Genomic DNA, 16,401 nt, shown 5'->3' on the forward strand with positions numbered 1-16,401 from the left:
TTAAAATGCTGTGCTGCTTTTCGCACAGACATTTCATCTCGAATCATAATTTCTATGACTTTGTCTTTAAAATCTTTTGAATATCCCATATCTCTATTGTTCTATAGTTTTTAGGATTTGGCTATATTTCATTGATCAACTGCATCAGAATTTTCCAGAAATAGATGAAATTTGGCAAATTTCAATCATTGCAGATGATTCAGGGCAACCATTCAATATTTTAAAAAAAGGCAATGGTCATTGATATGAAAAGTTATTTAGCCGTCTACGACATTGGCGCATAATTTGCTTGTTTCTACCTAATTTTTTACTGTTTGATATAACAAATTAGGAAGTTGAAGTGACTACAGGCTACTTACGTGGACAAGACTTAATTGACCAGATCCAACAACAGGATTATTCCAGAGACCTAATTGGATATCATGGCGATGTACCTCAAGTCGTATGGCCTAATCAGGCACGTATCGCAGTGCAGTTCGTGTTGAACTATGAAGAAGGTGGAGAGAACCACATCGAACATGGGGATGCAGGCTCAGAACAATTCTTATCTGATATTATTGGAGCGGCTAGTTTTCCTGCCAAGCACATGTCGATGGACTCGATGTATGAATATGGCTCCAGAGCAGGTTTTTGGCGGATTCATGAAGAATTTAAAAAACGTGATTTACCCATGACGGTCTTTGGCGTGGGTATGGCTTTAGCGCGTAATCCTTATATCGTCGAAGCAATCAAACAAGCCAATTATGATGTCGTTTCACATGGTCAACGCTGGTTACATTATCAAGATATGCCGATAGAGCTGGAACGTCAGCACATGGATCAAGCGATTAGTGTGCTTGAAGCTTTATTTGGAAAGACGCCTATTGGTTGGTATACAGGGCGTGACAGTCCCAATACACGTCAGCTATTGGCTGAATTTCCGCAAATCAAATATGACTGCGATCACTATGGTGATGATTTACCTTTTTGGAGTCATTTGACGAATGAAAATGGTCAAACCCGTCCTCATTTAATTATTCCATATACACTCGAAAGCAATGATATGAAGTTTTGTTCACCGGGTGGTTTCAACAGTGGTGAACAATTTTATCAATACCTTAAAGATGCTTTTGATGTGCTATATGCAGAAGGTGAAAGCGCGCCAAAAATGTTATCGATTGGGATGCATTGTCGTATTTTAGGGCGACCAGGCCGTTTTAAAGCACTACAACGATTCTTAGATTATGTGCAATCACATGAAAAAGTGTGGATTTGTCGCCGTGGTGATATTGCGGAACATTGGTATACACATCATGCAGTCTAGTAAAAAAATATTTGGATAAAGAGGAGCTTAGCTCCTCTTTTTTTAGGCCTGTACTTAGGTAACTGACATCATAGACCTAGGTTGGCACTGATATTGCAAAACTAAATTTGAACAATCATTCAATAATTTTAGGCGATTTTATAGTGCAACTTGTTGAATTTAATAAAGCATCCGAAGCAGATGTAAAAACTTTTTTAAAGCACTGTGTGCAAATTGAAAGCTGGGCAGAACACATTGTGGCGCAGCGCCCTTATACCTCTGTCACGCAAATCATAGATCAAGCAGTAAAAGCTGCAAATGCTTGGACTTGGGATGAAATCAAAAATGCTTTAGATAACCATCCCCGGATTGGTGAAAAAAAGGCGCAGGCTGAATTAAGTAGTTTTGAACAACAATTTTCAAATCGAGAACAGTCTAAAATTTCAGCAGATGAAGAAACTCAATTTGCATTGCTCAAAGGCAATATCGCGTATGAGAAAAAGTATGGTTATCTCTTTTTAATCAAAGCCTCTGGCCTTAGTAGTGAAGATGTACTACAGGCACTGCAATATCGATTATTGAATGATCCTGAAACTGAAAAACGAATTGTTCATCATCAATTGGCTGAAATTGCCTTATTAAGATTAAAACAGGAGCTTAGCGCATGATTAGCTCACATATTTTAGATACCAATCTGGGTAAACCTGCAGCGAATGTCCACATTCAATTATTTAATGCACACGGAGAGTTACTAGGTTCAGCCCAAACCAATGCAGATGGTCGCGTCAATGATTTTGCGCTGAAGGACTTTACAGCAGGTGCTTATAGCCTTGAATTTGCGACTGCTGAATATTTTCAGACTTTAAATACCGAAACCTTTTTTCCAAAAGCTGTGATTCATTTTTATGTAAAAGATGCCACGCAGCATTTTCATATTCCTTTACTCATCAGCCCATTTGCATATTCAACGTATCGCGGCAGCTAAGAGCAAATTTAAAAAATAGGGGATATAAAAATGGCAGAACAAGATAAAACAGTTTCACCAGAACATGAATATTTAGGCGCAGGAAAAAGCCTTGCCTATGGTCTACAGCATGTATTAACCATGTATGGCGGTATTATCGCTCCGCCATTGATTATTGGTACAGCCGCGGGACTTGAACCTGCGCAAATCGGTTTATTGATTGCCGCGGCGCTTTTTGTGGGTGGCTTGGCGACCATCCTACAAACCGTAGGTGTGAAATATATCGGTGCAAAATTACCCTTAGTTCAAGGGGTTTCATTTGCAGGTGTGGCGACGATGATTGCCATTGTAACCGCAGGCGGTGGGCTTTCTGCTGTTTATGGCGCGGTGATTGTTGCATCTCTAATTGGCTTTTTTCTAGCACCTTATTTTTCAAAAATTATTCGTTATTTCCCACCGATTGTGACTGGTTGTGTGATCACCGTGATTGGTCTTTCATTGCTGCCTGTAGCGGTCCGCTGGATGATGGGGGGGAACAATAAAGCACCAGACTGGGGAAGTGCTGAGAACATCAGTTTGGCATTTTTAACTTTGGGTATTGTGATTGCGTTGAATTTAACCCGTAATGCAACCATCCGACGATTATCTATTTTGTTAGCCATCGTTTTCGGTACGGTGCTGGCTTATGCCTTTGGCTTTGGAGATTTTTCTAAAGTTGCACATGGTAACTGGATTCAATTTCCAAGCTTCTTTGCTTTCGGTATGCCAACTTTTGAGTTAAGTGCCATTATTGCCATGCTGATTGTGACTTTAGTGATTATGACTGAAACGACGGCAGACATTATTGCCGTTGGGGAAATTGTTGGTACTAAAGTAGATGCTGAGCGTATTACCAATGGCTTACGTGCAGATATGCTATCTAGTGCAGCAGCGCCAATCTTCGGTTCATTCATGCAAAGTGCTTTTGCACAAAATGTCGGTTTAGTCGCGATTACAGGCGTGAAAAGTCGCTTTGTTGTCGCAGCGGGTGGGATGATCTTGGTCGTCTTAGGCGTTCTGCCAATTATGGGGCGACTGATTGCAGCGATTCCTGTCCCTGTATTAGGTGGTGCTGGTTTAGTTTTGTTTGGAACGGTTGCGGCAAGTGGTATTCGTACCTTGGCGAAAATTGACTATAACGAGCAAAAGAATCTCATCATAGTTGCGACTGCGATTGCAGCAGGGATGATTCCAATTATCGATCATTCTTTCTATGCCAACTTCCCGAAATGGGTGCAAACACTCTTTCATTCAGGCATTAGTTCGACTTGTTTGATGGCGATTATTTTAAATATTGTATTCAATCATCTAAATTTATTTAAAAATAAAGAAGTGACTATGAGCAAAGATCAGGTTAAAAAACCAAGCATGGCGATAGATGTGCAACATTAATCATGGCAGATTTTAAGTCTTGAACCATGCGATGATGCATAGAATATAGTTTGTATAGAATAAATAAAGCCCTCTAAATTGAGGGCTTTTTATTGCGTAATATTTAAACAAATTAATACCAAGACATGAAATAAGGTATTTACTAACAATTGTTAAGTGATTTTTAGTCTATTGAACTCTAAGTATTTAAGCTAAAAATAAACAATTAGTTTGAAATGTGAATAGGCATTGGGAACTGGAACACATCACAATTATGCCCAGCGCCAATACGATCGATGACGGCAAAGCTACTCGGTGCTTCGAGTGTTAGGAGAGGATGATGCCATGTTCCTGCACGATAATTGACTCCTTGGCTACCATCAGTAATGAAAGCACATAGCTGTGTAAGATCAGGGCTGTGATCATCCAATGCAGGTGCGACTAACACTAAAAAAGCCTGTGCTTGCATTGGAATAAAAGCTTGCGAGCCGTTGGGATGCCGCTCTAACATCGAAATCGTAAAAGGCAATTCAGTGGTTTTGATATTTCTAAAGATGCTAATTCCAGCAACCGCATCACCTGAAATTTCTGTTTCTACGAGGGCATGATATCGCTCTGTATGTGCATCATTGATGTGGAAAAAATCATGTCCAGTTGTGCAAATGACCTCTCCAAAAGGCGCAAAGCCTTCAATACTGAGAGCTTGTATTTTTATGCTGTGTGTCATGTTTAGATATCTTATAGGGCATTTAATTAAAAAAATTGAAACCAAACACATAGGAAGCACGAAGGCTTCCTATGTGATTAACACTGCAATTAAGGATGTATTTTTCCCCATAACCGTATGCGACTAATCCCCCCGTCAGGAATCATATTGATGCGGATATGCGATATTTTTTCATGCTTTAAAATCTCACTAACGAAGCTATGAATATGATCCATCTGCATGTCTTGTGCGTCGAGCAAAAACGGCCAGAACATACTTTGCGGAATCAGTTGAGGGTCAGTGGCATCTTCTACATAGATCGCTTGTATGGAAACCTGCGCAGGGAAGTTGCCTTTAAAATGGGCAGTATCAATATCAATTTTTTCAATTGCACTAGATTGACCCAAAGCCAAAATACACCAGTCAAAACCTGGTGCACGGCGACGTTTAGTTTCCCAACCATCTCCCATATTGATACCACGACCAGGGTTAATTAAGTTTCGTGGATGTCCAAAATGAGCATCACTATAAGCAACAACACGTCCACCATTTTCTAGCGCAACGAGGTCTAAAGTGTTCGTACTATCTTGAATCTGAACTTCACCATAGACTTTAAATCGCGCAATACCGCCGTCTGGATATATATTTAAACGCACATGGGTAAAAACCTGATCAGTTGAGACCTTCAATATATGGTGTTGGCTCGGGCCCAATACGGTATTGCCTAAGATATTGACCCATGCTGCCTGTGCTAGCTCTCCACTTGGTGCAAAACAGGCCTCAACTGATGCGGAAGCTGGGTAATTCCCAGTAAAGAATGTTGTATCAATATCTAAGGCTTGAATTCGACCAGCAACACCGAGTTGGATAATTGCCCAATCATAACCTGCATGGCGTTTACGACGCGTTTCCCAACCATCCATCCATTTGCCATGATCATCAAATTTATCTTCGACAAAGATTGGTGCATTAAATTGAAGCATGCGTTTTGCTTCTGCAAAAAAATCATCTGAACATTCAAGTATTTTTGCACCAATACGGTCATCTGCTAAATTTGTAAGTGTCTGTAATTGTGCAGGAATATCAAAACTAGGTGCAAGTAAAGTTGCCATATATAAAATCCATTCACTATTTTCATTTAAAACATATGCATTTAGTTTTCAGTGTTAAAAATTTAACATTTGATAAAAACAAGCATTTACACGTGTTTAGAAGCACAGCGTGTGCCAACTTTAGAATTTTTTATTGCTTGTTTGAAAAAATGGCATGCTTTTCGCTTTTTAGGAGGAAGATATTTAAAAAAACACAGGGGAGTTATAGATGGACATTACAATTATTGGTGCAGGTATGGCGGGCTTAACGACTGGGATCGCTTTGAAAAAATTTGGACACCAAGTAACCATCTATGAACAGGCAGAACAAATTTTACCTGTTGGAGCCGCTATTTCTTTATGGTCTAACGGTGTCAAATGTTTGAACTATTTGGGGCTAACCGAACAAGTCGAAAAGCTCGGTGGCAAGATGGATCACTTAGCCTATATCGATGGTTTAACGGGCGATGTTATGACGCAGTTTAGTCTGTTTCCTTTAATTGAAGAAGTTGGACAGAGACCATATCCTGTTTCACGTGCAGACTTACAAAATATGCTCATGGATGAATTTGGTCGTGAGAATATTCATCTAGGCAAAAAAATGGTGAGCTTCTCAGAACAAGATGATCAGGTGATCACCCGTTTTACCGATGGAAGTAAGGTTCAGGCTGATTTATTGGTTGGTGCAGATGGTACACATTCACTGACACGGGCGTATGTATTGGGGGAACAAGTTGAGCGCCGCTATGCTGGTTATGTCAATTGGAACGGGTTAGTCGATATTTCAGAAGAATTTGCTGCGGCAGATCAATGGACGACATTTGTAGGAGAAGGTAAGCGCGTTTCGCTGATGCCCGTTGCCGACAACCGATTCTATTTCTTCTTTGATGTCCCTTTAGCAGCAGGCTTAGAAAATGACCGCACACAATATAAGGCCTTATTTAAAGAATATTTTAAGGGCTGGTGTGAACCGGTGCAAAAGCTGATTGATGCTGTAGATACCCAAAAAACCAATCGGGTAGAAATTCATGATATTGAACCTTTTGCAGATTTCTACAAAGGTCGTGTGGTGATAGTGGGTGATGCAGCACACAGCACAACGCCTGATATTGGACAAGGTGGTTGCCAAGCAATGGAAGATGCAATTTATTTAGCTCGTTCTTTGCAAATCAATACTTTGGGCTTACAAGATTCATTGCGTCGTTATCAAAATAAACGTAATGAACGTGCCAATGAATTGGTACTGCGAGCGCGTAAGCGTTGTGATGTGACCCATATGAAAGATGAAAGTGTGACGCGTGAATGGTATGCAGAACTGCGTAAAGAACAAGGCAATCATATTATGAAAGGCATTATTAGTAATATTGTAGGTAATCCATTGGATTAAAAAATAAACAGATAAAACTTTAGCTTTCAGCAGCCAGTACGGGTTATTCGCACTGGCTTTTTTTTACAAAAAATTAAGTGACAAAAAAAGCCTAAATAATGGTTTTAGGGGTTCAAAGATTTTAAATTGATCTTAATTTCTTCCATTTTTTCCACCAAAAGATTAATCATGATCTGAGAAATTCGAGAGGTTTGGCGCTTCGATGCGACACATAAAGCGATGGTCAAACTGTGTAAGCCTTTTTCACGGATCGGTTTAAAAATAATCTTATTATTCTCAAGCAGTGGTAAAGCATCCATGTATGACATCAAACTGATACCTAATTGCTGTTGAACCAATGACAATATCATTCTAATGTCATTACATTCGATCTTTTGAATCGGACTAAACTTATGATGTTTATATAAAGTCTGTACATATTCACTAATAATGAGTGGATCACTCGGCAAAATATGCCGTTCATTTAACATATCTGAAAGATAAATTTTATCCATCCCACCCAAGGTATGATGCGGCGACATCACAAAGCCCAACGGAATTTCTATAAAGGATAAAATCTCTAATTGGCTATGGCTTTTGGGATTTAAAATAATGCCAAAATCTAATTCTGCATCGACGATTTTTCTGGAAATATCTTCACTGCTATTCATGCTGATATTGAGGTTGATCCACGGATAGGTTTCAGCCATCTTTTGAATGCAGTCGACGACGAAACTGTCATTCAAAGCTGCAATAAAGCCCATTTCAATGTTTCCACGGTTTAAGCCTTGGATTTCATCAAATCGAGTTCGTGTCAGTTGATATTCTTTTTGCCATTTTAATAAATCGGCATACAGTAATTCACCCGCAAGCGTCAGTTTTAAGCCCTGAGGGAGTCGTTCAAATAGGGCAACCCCCAGTTCTTCCTCTGCCAAAACGATTTGTCGATGTACTGCCGAGACTGAAATAAAAAGTTGTTCAGCAGCTTTGCGTAGACTTCCAGTCCGTGCAACCGCCATAAAATATTCAGAAAATCTAGAAAAAGTAATCGACATACAGGGTTCAATCTCTATCGCGTGATTAGCGAATTATAATGTTATGCATTTTAAGCGATATTCATGCCAGCTTTATCAAATCGTGCAGAGATCAATGCTTATTGTTCTAAAAAACAGAACAATCTATGCAAATCATTCTAATAGACAGAAATGTGTTTAGATTTTAATTTCGACTTAGAAAATAAGGATTTAGCAAAATTTAAATAGTGCTAAATGCTAAAGAAATATTGAAAATGTCGAGATGAACTATGAATGCCATTCCAGTACTCAATTTATTTACCCAACCTCAGTGCAGTACATTTGATGCCAACGACTGGAATATTTTGGCGCAGCATTGGTATCCCGTTGCACGTGTAGAAGATGTTTCGACTGAACCGCAACAAGTGCAATTACTCGATGTAAAAATGGCGTTATATCAAACTGAAAGTGGAAAAATTCATTTAGTTCGTGATATCTGTCCACATCGAGGGGTGCCATTAACCAAAGGCTGGGTCAAGGGTGAAGACATCATTTGTCCATACCATGGTTTACATTATAACGGCGCAGGAAAGTGTGTAAAAATTCCTGCACAGCCTGAGTTGACACAAATTTCAGAGCGTTTTTCATTAACTAAATTTCCAGTTGTATTGAAATATGGATTGGTGTGGACCAGTTTATTTAATCGCGATGAATCTACGGCCAATTTTCCAGATTTAGACACGTGGGATAACGAGCAGCACCAATCTATATTGCCACCTTATGTAGATATTGGTGGTTCAAGTGGACGTCAGCTCGAAGGCTTTATTGATGTTGCACATTTCGCATGGGTGCATCATGAGAGCTTTGCAGACCGTGAAAACCCCAAAGTGAAAAAATATTCGACAGTGCGTACAGACTATGGACTACATACAGAATATCTTAGTGATGTGAGTAATTATCCGCATGGCTTACAACATTTAGCGCCAGAAGATTTTTTATGGAAAAGAACGTTTGATGTCTATCCGCCATTTTCTGCAATTTTAACCATCGATTTTCCTGAAAATGGAGTGTTAAAAATATTAAATGCCTGTTGTCCTGTATCGCATAATAAAACCCGTTTATTTGTGCCTTTAACTCGTAATTTTGATACCACAGGCGATTTACAAGCGGTCTATGATTTTAATGCACAAATTTTTGCTGAAGATCAGGACATGGTGGAAAGTCAAAAACCTGAGGAATTGCCACTGGATATCAGTATGGAGGCGCATTTCGAAGCAGATCGCTCATCGACAACCTATCGTCGAATATTAGCCGAATGGGGGCTAAGCAAACGTTATACCGTTTAATTTTTATTTTCGAATAATTTCATTCTTGGTTTTCATACAAAAAAAGCGACTCAATCGAGCCGCTTTTGACTTTGTACATAAAGGATTAGTTTACACGTATCCATGTTTGGCTGCGTCCAAGCGCAGATACACCAATATAGCCACGACCATTCAAGGTCTTGCCGTCATTCGACATTTTGGCATTGAAACTATAGGTTTTACCATTTTTCGGGTCAGTAATTTTACCGCCGTCATAGGTATTTTTACCGGTATTTTTCAAACCATTCACGATTTGCACACCGAGTAGTGGTTTATTGTGGAATTTACCTACACATTTTTGGCAGTTTTCTGCTTCACCCGGGGTGAGTACATCAACGATTTTTGCAGATAAAACGCCCTTTGATGTTTCATTAAATTGAACTACAGATAAAGGTTTTTTGGTTTGGTCATCGATGGTTTTCCATTTAGTACCATGCAATGGATCAGCAGCCAATGCTAAGCTAGACACCAGTGATAAACCGATTAGGCTAAGAGTTGTTTTTATCATTTTAGAACCTCTATTGAACATAGTAAGAGATGTGCATCCCTGATCTTCCAAAGGGTGGATACACAAGACTTGGAAAATTACAAAGCATCAGCCTTGTTGTCTTCAAGGGCTATATTCACAAAAAAATAAGTATATATTGTGGATTTTATATACTGATTTTGAATATGTAGAATCTGGATCGTGTAGAAAAATAGAATAAATGTTGAGCTTTGTTTATAACATTTGGGATTTGTATCACTTTTATAATTATCAAACGCAGTTTGATTTAAAAGAATTGGAGCTACAATCCGTAAAAAAGCATGAGCTAAAAAGCTCATTAAAGCTTTTAATTTTTGCTCTAATCATGTTGAATTACATTAATTTGATTTGAAGAAATACCGCTAAAAAACTATGTATAGTATTCATATTTTAAAATTAAATAAAATCATTTCATTCATAGATTAGATCTCGTTAAGCTTGTGCTATGAATAATACGAAAATGCGGCTTGATCACTGAACTGGATTAAGTCTGTATAGGAATAACGATGAAAAATTTTAACAACAAAGTCGCAGCCATTACTGGAGCAGGTTCAGGTATTGGGCAGCAGTTAGCTATTCAACTGGCTCAAGCAGGTGCGAATCTAGCATTAAGTGATCGGAACCTTGACGGTCTTGCACAAACGTCTGAAATGATTAAGCACACCGGTGTGAAAATAACTCAGACCCAGTTAGATGTATCTGATCGTGCCGCTGTCGAGCAATGGGCGGCTGCAACCCAAGCTGAATTTGGCCAGGTCAATTTGATCTTTAATAATGCAGGTGTCGCGTTAGCCAGTACTGTAGAAGGTATGCATTATGATGAAATTGAGTGGATTATGAATATTAATTTCTGGGGCGTGGTATATGGGACAAAAGCATTTTTACCGTATTTAAAACAAAGTGGCGATGGACATATAGTTAATATTTCCAGCTTATTTGGTTTGACGGCTCAACCGACTCAAAGTGCCTATAATGCAACGAAGTTTGCGGTACGAGGTTTTACTGAATCTTTACGCCAAGAATTAGACTTGGAAAATGCTGGAGTCAGCGCAACTTGCGTGCATCCGGGTGGAATTCGAACCAATATTGCAAATAGCGCACGTATGAGTGACAGTATTCGCGCGTTGGGTATGAACCCAGATAGAGCCACGAAAGCCTTTAATAAAGTATTGAAAACACCGCCTGAAGTTGCAGCAAAAGTGATTTTAGATGCAGTAAAGCAAAATAAACGTCGTGTTTTGATCGGTAATGACGCCAAAATTATTGACCTGATTCAGCGGATTGCACCTACACGTTATGCCCAAGCCATAGATCTGCTCAGTGGTAAGAAAAAACGTAAATAATTCAAAGATAAGTAAAAAAGGGATGATGCAACATGATCCCTTTTTTATCCTATAGAGCTCTTAATTTCGAATATTGAATTTTTAAGTTTAAATGACAAGAAAATCAAAAAATTGAGTTTTCGATTAAACAAAGAAGATGTAATTTTCCATCTTCTTTGTATTAGCAATGCGTTTGGATATTATGAACTTTTAGAATCTTGAGTCGTTGTCATTGGCGCTTGTGTAGTTACACGGTTGGTCAAAATGACATGTGCCGCAACACCGATACAAATCCCCCAAAAAACCGAGCTTAGCCCTAAAAAATGCATACCTGAGGCTGTCGCTAAAAAGGTGATCAGCGCTGCATCACGGTTGGCCTCATTTTTCATTGCAACCGACATATTTGTTCCAATCGCACCTAATAACGCTAGACCTGCAAGTGCAGCGACCAACTCTTTAGGTAATAGGCTAAATAACATGACAATGCTGCCTGCAAATAAGCCGCCTAAAATATAAAAAATACCATTGGCAATACCGGCTATATAGCGTTTTTCTTTAAGTTCATGTGCATCTTTGCCCATACACATGGCTGCGGTGATAGACGCTAAAACAATAGTAATGCCTCCGACACATGCTACAGCGAGCGAGGCAATACTGGTCGCTGTAATAATGGGCTTAGCTGGCGTGTCATATCCACTGAGTTTCATGATCGCCATCCCCGGAAGAAATTGACCACTCAGACTGACTAAGATTAAGGGAATCGCCAAATTTAAAGTTGAGTTCCAAGTCCAAATTGGGGCAATAAACTGCGGTATAGCGAGTTGAAAATTCACATCAACAGGATTAATTTTTCCTAATGAAAAACTCAAAACGACTCCAGTCAGTAAGACCCAAATCATCGCGTAGCGTGGCGATAGTCTTTTCGAAAAAAGAAAGACCAATAACATGCCAAAGACAATGATCGGCATACTATCTGTAGCAGTGAACAGTCCAAGCCCAAACTGAAATAAAATACCTGCCATCATTCCCGCAGCGACATCTTGAGGAATCCATTTTAGGAGTTTGTCAAAATAGCCGGTGATGCCAATCAAAAATATAACGATAGCGGATGTGATATAAGCCGCTATGGCTTCATTCAGTGAAATATTCGGAAATAGGGTGACTAAAAGAGCCGTACCGGGCGCTGACCACGCGGTAATCACCGGGGTTTTATATTTAATAGAGAGATAAATACCCGCCAGCGCAGCACCAATAGAAATCCCCCAAATCCATGAAATCATCATGGCTGGGGAAACTTGAGCTTTTTGTGCGGCTTGGAAAAAAATAATTAGTGGGCCTGAATATGAAATCAGCACGGCTAAAAATCCTGCAACCGTCGCTGAGATCGACCAATCTTCTTTTAATGTTTTTAACAGGGGTGCCATCGCTTTTGCCTCCATGCGACTATGTCAATGAGCCTGTTGAATTTAACCAATGATTTTTAGAGATTAACCTTGATCTCCACCACCAACAGGGACGACTGTTCCTGTCATATAAGATGAATCATCGGATGCCAAAAATAAGATGGCATTGACTTGTTCCTGAATTGTGCCATAACGGCCTAAGAATGTGCGGTCAATGGTTTGATCGACCACGTCTTGCATCCATTGTTTTTCATGATCTGACAATGGGTTGGCGTTTCTAGGTACTTTTCGTGGTGGTGCTTCTGTGCCACCTGTGGCTACGGCATTGACTCGAATACCATCTTTTGCATGCTCAAAAGCAAGAGCAGCGGTTAAGCCATTGACCCCACCTTTTGACGCTGAATATGGCACACGGTTAATACCACGGGTTGCAATAGAAGATACATTTACAATCGTCCCTTGCTGATTTTGAATCATTTCAGGTAACACGGCTCGGCAGCACCACATAGTTGGAAATAATGAACGATTAACTTCCTTAATGATTTCTTCTTCTGAAAACTCTTGGAAGGGCTTCATCCAAATCGCACCTCCGACGTTATTGATCAAGATATCAATTCGGCCATATTTTTTAATGGCTTGGGTAGCAACTAATTGAGCGCCTGAATATGTTTCAAGATTGGCTTTAACAATAATGGCATCGCCATTATGGGCTTGAATATCGTTCAGCGTATCTTCAACAAAATCTGAAAGATCTGCCAATACCACTTGAGCGCCTTCTCGGGCCACTTGTAGTGCGACTCCACGACCGATACCTTGAGCGGCACCGGTTACAATGACAACTTTATTGCTAAATCTGGCTTGTTCTGACATTAAACTATTCTCCCTTAATTCGCTGAGAATTTTTCAAACAAGAAGTTTGCAGGTTTAACGCCTTCGGTATCTAACCAGCCACGTACAGCTTCAACCATCGGCACAGGACCACAGAGATAAATATCTACATCGCCGTTGTTTAACCAATCTTTTTCAACATGACTGGTCACATAGCCTTTACGTTCATGCTGTGACTCAGGGTGAGCGACCACAGTACGGTATTCGAACCAAGGGAGTTCGCTTTGTAATTCATCGAGCTTGTCTTTTGCCACGATGTCAAAGTCATTGGTTACGCCAAATACAAGACGAACAGGTTGTTCAGAACCTTTTTCTTCAAGCACTTGTAACATGGACATAAACGGCGCAATACCTGTACCACCTGCAAGCATGACCACAGGGCGGACGACATTACGCAGATAAAAACTACCAAAAGGACCTTTGAAGGTCATTTTGTCGCCGGCTTTCGCATCGGCACTCAGGAAGGTACTCATTTTTCCTTCAGGGACATTACGAACCACGAAGCCTGTTAAACGATTGCCCGGCTTTGAACTAAACGAATACGAACGAGTTTCTTCAGTCCCCGGAATGCCGACATTGACGTATTGACCTGCCAAGAAGTTAATGTCAGGTTGATCTTCATCCAGTTGAATATCAAAGGTAATCGTAGAATCCGACATATTTTCAACACGAGACAATGTGCCTTGAAACTCATGAATTTCAGTTTTACACACGTCAGATGATGCACTGATTTGGAAAACAGCATCTGAACTTGGACGACATTGGCAAGCTAAAATATAACCTTGCTCAGCTTCTTCGGGGGTTAAAGCGTCTTCGATATAAGATTCTTCAGGCATGTCGTAAGTTCCCGACTCACAAAATACACGGCATGTCCCACATGCGCCATCACGGCAATCTAGAGGGATATTGATTTTTTGACGATAGGCTGCGTCGGATAGGGTTTCACCTTGAGCAACACTAATAAAACGAGTAACGCCATCTTCAAATTGAAGTGCAACATTATGGTTTGACATGGCTGAATATCCTTTTGAAAATCTGGTATAACGTGTCCTTTCAGCCAAATATCCTTCTGGCTGAAAGTAAAAACTTGCTTAGTGAAATAAGCTTTTAGAGGTGATAAATATCAATAACTTGGTTGATATAATCGTTTTTCAGAACAACATATTTGCTGAGGATTTTTGGCTGCTCACCTGAAAAATCAATTTCATAACGTGACATGCCAAAGTAGCTATAGTTGGTTTTGTAGCGGAAACTTAAGGTGTTCCAGTTAAAACGCACCGTTACTTTGTTGCCATCACGTTCAATAATCTCGACATTATTAATGTTATGGCTAGTTCGTGTATCCGGCATCGTGGCAGATGAACGCTCAGTTTTAATGCGGAAGACACGGTCTTCTAAACCTTGGCGGTCTGGATAATAAATCAAAGAAATCTCAGACTGCGGATCTTCCGTTAGGCGGTCGTCGTCATCCCAAGCTGGCATCCAAAATGATGCAGTTGGGGCATAGCACGCTAGCCATTCATCCCACTGTTCATCATCTAAAAAACGCGCTTCACGGTAGAGGAACTGAGATACAGCTTCAATGCTTACGCTGTCTAAATGTGCAGTTGCATTCATGCGACATCTCCTTGTTCATTTGCGACTTGTTCTGCCAATTCTTTTTCTTCAGCAATGGCATGTTTCATGGTTTTTAACCAATATTGATGCTGAGCAAGGTAAAGACCTTCATCTTCGGTTTTGATGCCACTTAATAGCGGTTTTAATCCAATTTCATTGGCTGCATCATCCGGTCCATGAATCCAGTGTTTTGAACCACGGCACATGTCGTTCCATTCCAGTTCAATCCCTGCATAACCTGCTTGGCAGGCACGGAATTCTTCTAAATCGTCAGGTGTTGCCATGCCTGAAGCATTAAAGAAGTCTTCATATTGACGAATACGACGTGTACGTGCTTCTGGCTCTTCACCGACAGGGGCGATACAGTAAATGGTGACTTCAGTTTTATTGACAGAAATCGGGCGTAAAACTCGAATTTGTGAACCGAATTGATCCATCAAATAGACGTTTGGATAAAGACATAGGTTACGTGAACGCTCGATCATCCATTTCGACATCGGTGCGCCGAATTTTTCGGTATATTCATCGGCTTTGCTAAAGTTTGGACGGTCTTCTGGGTTAGCCCATTGCGTCCATAACAACATGTGACCACTGTCAAAACCATAAGAACCACCGCCTTGCTTGCCCCAAGAACCCGCACTCATAGCACGAATATTATCCGCTGCTTGTGCTTCTTTACGGTGCTGTGTGGTGGCTGCATAGTTCCAATGCACGGCTGAAACGTGATAGCCATCTGCGCCATTTTCAGCTGTCAGTTTCCAGTTACCTTCATAGGTATAGGTAGATGAACCACGTAAAACTTCTAAACCATTTTCCGACTGACCTTCGATCATGTCGATAATTTTGGTGGTTTCACCTAAGAATTCTTCAAGGCTTGGCACATCAGGATTTAAGCTACCAAATAAAAAGCCTTTATAACTTTCAAAGCGCGCGACTTTTTTCAAGTCATGTGAACCATTTTGGTTAAAGCAATCTGAATAACCCGCTTCGGCAGGGTCTTTAACTTTGAGCAATTTACCTGAGTTATTAAAAGTCCAACCATGGAATGGACAGGTGTAGGTTGCTTTATTGCCTTTTTTATAACGACATAACTGTGCGCCACGGTGTGAGCAGGCATTGATCATGGCATTCAGTTCACCATTACGGTTACGTGCAATGATGATCGGCTGGCGACCGATATGAGTCGTGTAATAATCATTGTTATTTGGAATTTGGCTTTCATGTGCCAAATACACCCAGTTACCTTCAAAAATGTATTTCATTTCAAGATCAAACAACGCTTGATCGGTAAATACTGAGCGGTGCAGTTTAAATTCACCAGTGTCAAAATTATCGACAAGAAGTTCATCAATACGATCTAGATGGCTGGTGTTAATTACAGGAATACGTGGCATGTCCATTCTCCGACTGTCCAATGAGGGGATAGTCGCCGAGTTGTCAAACTTGGAT

Annotated in this window: 16 protein-coding genes; 7 read left to right on the forward strand and 9 right to left on the reverse strand. The window is 40.2% G+C overall.

Annotated elements, in window-relative coordinates:
• Nucleotides 1-340: 340 nt before the first annotated feature.
• The 4 genes from puuE (at nucleotide 341) to FTU38_RS13335 (ending at nucleotide 3,677) form a co-directional block, all read left to right on the forward strand.
• Nucleotides 341-1,303: an allantoinase PuuE gene (gene puuE, locus FTU38_RS13320; protein WP_180088237.1), complete on the forward strand. Its 963-nt coding sequence runs from the start codon at nucleotides 341-343 to the stop codon at nucleotides 1,301-1,303.
• Nucleotides 1,304-1,446: 143 nt separating this feature from the next.
• Nucleotides 1,447-1,950, forward strand: coding sequence for a 2-oxo-4-hydroxy-4-carboxy-5-ureidoimidazoline decarboxylase (gene uraD, locus FTU38_RS13325; RefSeq protein WP_180050819.1), 504 nt, complete (start codon nucleotides 1,447-1,449; stop codon nucleotides 1,948-1,950).
• The gene (gene uraH, locus FTU38_RS13330) at nucleotides 1,947-2,267 is read left to right on the forward strand and encodes a hydroxyisourate hydrolase (protein ID WP_180111484.1); all 321 of its coding nucleotides are present in this window, start codon (nucleotides 1,947-1,949) and stop codon (nucleotides 2,265-2,267) included. The genes uraD and uraH overlap by 4 nt, the downstream gene beginning before the upstream one ends.
• Nucleotides 2,268-2,297: 30 nt before the next feature.
• Nucleotides 2,298-3,677, forward strand: coding sequence for a nucleobase:cation symporter-2 family protein (locus FTU38_RS13335; protein WP_180111486.1), 1,380 nt, complete (start codon nucleotides 2,298-2,300; stop codon nucleotides 3,675-3,677).
• Nucleotides 3,678-3,882: 205 nt separating this feature from the next.
• Here the strand turns inward: FTU38_RS13335 and FTU38_RS13340 are convergent, their stop codons facing one another.
• A complete protein-coding gene (locus tag FTU38_RS13340; RefSeq protein WP_180111488.1) occupies nucleotides 3,883-4,383 on the reverse strand; it encodes an ureidoglycolate lyase in 501 nt (166 codons plus the stop codon).
• An 89-nt stretch (nucleotides 4,384-4,472) separates the two neighbouring features.
• Nucleotides 4,473-5,474, reverse strand: coding sequence for an allantoicase (gene alc, locus FTU38_RS13345; RefSeq protein WP_180111490.1), 1,002 nt, complete (start codon nucleotides 5,472-5,474; stop codon nucleotides 4,473-4,475).
• 208 nt (nucleotides 5,475-5,682) lie between these two features.
• On the opposite strand from alc, the gene hpxO reads away from it, so the two are divergent.
• Nucleotides 5,683-6,840 (forward strand): FAD-dependent urate hydroxylase HpxO, encoded by a 1,158-nt coding sequence (gene hpxO / locus FTU38_RS13350; protein WP_180111492.1) that lies wholly within the window; start codon nucleotides 5,683-5,685, stop codon nucleotides 6,838-6,840.
• Between the two features lie 104 nt (nucleotides 6,841-6,944).
• Here the strand turns inward: hpxO and FTU38_RS13355 are convergent, their stop codons facing one another.
• Nucleotides 6,945-7,874: a LysR family transcriptional regulator gene (locus FTU38_RS13355; RefSeq protein ID WP_180111494.1), complete on the reverse strand. Its 930-nt coding sequence runs from the start codon at nucleotides 7,872-7,874 to the stop codon at nucleotides 6,945-6,947.
• A gap of 248 nt (nucleotides 7,875-8,122) precedes the next feature.
• On the opposite strand from FTU38_RS13355, the gene FTU38_RS13360 reads away from it, so the two are divergent.
• Nucleotides 8,123-9,178, forward strand: a complete 1,056-nt coding sequence (locus FTU38_RS13360) for an aromatic ring-hydroxylating dioxygenase subunit alpha (RefSeq protein ID WP_180111496.1) — start codon at nucleotides 8,123-8,125, stop codon at nucleotides 9,176-9,178.
• 85 nt (nucleotides 9,179-9,263) lie between these two features.
• Here the strand turns inward: FTU38_RS13360 and FTU38_RS13365 are convergent, their stop codons facing one another.
• Nucleotides 9,264-9,704, reverse strand: a complete 441-nt coding sequence (locus FTU38_RS13365) for a DUF2147 domain-containing protein (protein ID WP_168379617.1) — start codon at nucleotides 9,702-9,704, stop codon at nucleotides 9,264-9,266.
• Nucleotides 9,705-10,228: 524 nt separating this feature from the next.
• On the opposite strand from FTU38_RS13365, the gene FTU38_RS13370 reads away from it, so the two are divergent.
• The gene (locus FTU38_RS13370) at nucleotides 10,229-11,065 is read left to right on the forward strand and encodes an SDR family oxidoreductase (RefSeq protein WP_180111498.1); all 837 of its coding nucleotides are present in this window, start codon (nucleotides 10,229-10,231) and stop codon (nucleotides 11,063-11,065) included.
• A 179-nt stretch (nucleotides 11,066-11,244) separates the two neighbouring features.
• Here the strand turns inward: FTU38_RS13370 and benE are convergent, their stop codons facing one another.
• The 5 genes from benE to benA all read right to left on the reverse strand — a co-directional run bounded on the left by benE (nucleotide 11,245) and on the right by benA (nucleotide 16,346).
• Nucleotides 11,245-12,468 (reverse strand): benzoate/H(+) symporter BenE, encoded by a 1,224-nt coding sequence (benE, locus tag FTU38_RS13375; protein ID WP_180111500.1) that lies wholly within the window; start codon nucleotides 12,466-12,468, stop codon nucleotides 11,245-11,247.
• Nucleotides 12,469-12,531: 63 nt separating this feature from the next.
• Nucleotides 12,532-13,317 (reverse strand): benzoate diol dehydrogenase BenD, encoded by a 786-nt coding sequence (gene benD, locus FTU38_RS13380; protein ID WP_180073801.1) that lies wholly within the window; start codon nucleotides 13,315-13,317, stop codon nucleotides 12,532-12,534.
• 14 nt (nucleotides 13,318-13,331) lie between these two features.
• Nucleotides 13,332-14,348 (reverse strand): benzoate 1,2-dioxygenase electron transfer component BenC, encoded by a 1,017-nt coding sequence (gene benC / locus FTU38_RS13385; protein ID WP_180111502.1) that lies wholly within the window; start codon nucleotides 14,346-14,348, stop codon nucleotides 13,332-13,334.
• Nucleotides 14,349-14,442: 94 nt separating this feature from the next.
• On the reverse strand, nucleotides 14,443-14,952 hold the full coding sequence (benB, locus tag FTU38_RS13390) for a benzoate 1,2-dioxygenase small subunit (protein ID WP_180111504.1): 510 nt from the start codon (nucleotides 14,950-14,952) through the stop codon (nucleotides 14,443-14,445).
• Nucleotides 14,949-16,346, reverse strand: coding sequence for a benzoate 1,2-dioxygenase large subunit (benA, locus tag FTU38_RS13395; protein ID WP_180027181.1), 1,398 nt, complete (start codon nucleotides 16,344-16,346; stop codon nucleotides 14,949-14,951). The genes benB and benA overlap by 4 nt, the downstream gene beginning before the upstream one ends.
• Nucleotides 16,347-16,401 lie beyond the last annotated feature (55 nt).

Origin of the sequence: Acinetobacter sp. YH12098 (assembly GCF_013419235.1) — a bacterium.
GTDB classification, from domain to species: Bacteria; Pseudomonadota; Gammaproteobacteria; order Pseudomonadales; family Moraxellaceae; genus Acinetobacter; species Acinetobacter amyesii.

What these genes read in the sequence shown, in the direction of transcription:
- benE (WP_180111500.1), bottom strand. Translation starts at nt 12,468, where the DNA reads ATGGCACCCCTGTTAAAAACATTAAAAGAAGATTGGTCGATCTCAGCG.
- uraH (WP_180111484.1), top strand. Translation starts at nt 1,947, where the DNA reads ATGATTAGCTCACATATTTTAGATACCAATCTGGGTAAACCTGCAGCG.
- alc (WP_180111490.1), bottom strand. Translation starts at nt 5,474, where the DNA reads ATGGCAACTTTACTTGCACCTAGTTTTGATATTCCTGCACAATTACAG.
- benA (WP_180027181.1), bottom strand. Translation starts at nt 16,346, where the DNA reads ATGCCACGTATTCCTGTAATTAACACCAGCCATCTAGATCGTATTGAT.
- FTU38_RS13340 (WP_180111488.1), bottom strand. Translation starts at nt 4,383, where the DNA reads ATGACACACAGCATAAAAATACAAGCTCTCAGTATTGAAGGCTTTGCG.
- hpxO (WP_180111492.1), top strand. Translation starts at nt 5,683, where the DNA reads ATGGACATTACAATTATTGGTGCAGGTATGGCGGGCTTAACGACTGGG.
- FTU38_RS13370 (WP_180111498.1), top strand. Translation starts at nt 10,229, where the DNA reads ATGAAAAATTTTAACAACAAAGTCGCAGCCATTACTGGAGCAGGTTCA.
- benB (WP_180111504.1), bottom strand. Translation starts at nt 14,952, where the DNA reads ATGAATGCAACTGCACATTTAGACAGCGTAAGCATTGAAGCTGTATCT.
- benD (WP_180073801.1), bottom strand. Translation starts at nt 13,317, where the DNA reads ATGTCAGAACAAGCCAGATTTAGCAATAAAGTTGTCATTGTAACCGGT.
- FTU38_RS13360 (WP_180111496.1), top strand. Translation starts at nt 8,123, where the DNA reads ATGAATGCCATTCCAGTACTCAATTTATTTACCCAACCTCAGTGCAGT.
- FTU38_RS13355 (WP_180111494.1), bottom strand. Translation starts at nt 7,874, where the DNA reads ATGTCGATTACTTTTTCTAGATTTTCTGAATATTTTATGGCGGTTGCA.
- benC (WP_180111502.1), bottom strand. Translation starts at nt 14,348, where the DNA reads ATGTCAAACCATAATGTTGCACTTCAATTTGAAGATGGCGTTACTCGT.
- FTU38_RS13335 (WP_180111486.1), top strand. Translation starts at nt 2,298, where the DNA reads ATGGCAGAACAAGATAAAACAGTTTCACCAGAACATGAATATTTAGGC.
- FTU38_RS13365 (WP_168379617.1), bottom strand. Translation starts at nt 9,704, where the DNA reads ATGATAAAAACAACTCTTAGCCTAATCGGTTTATCACTGGTGTCTAGC.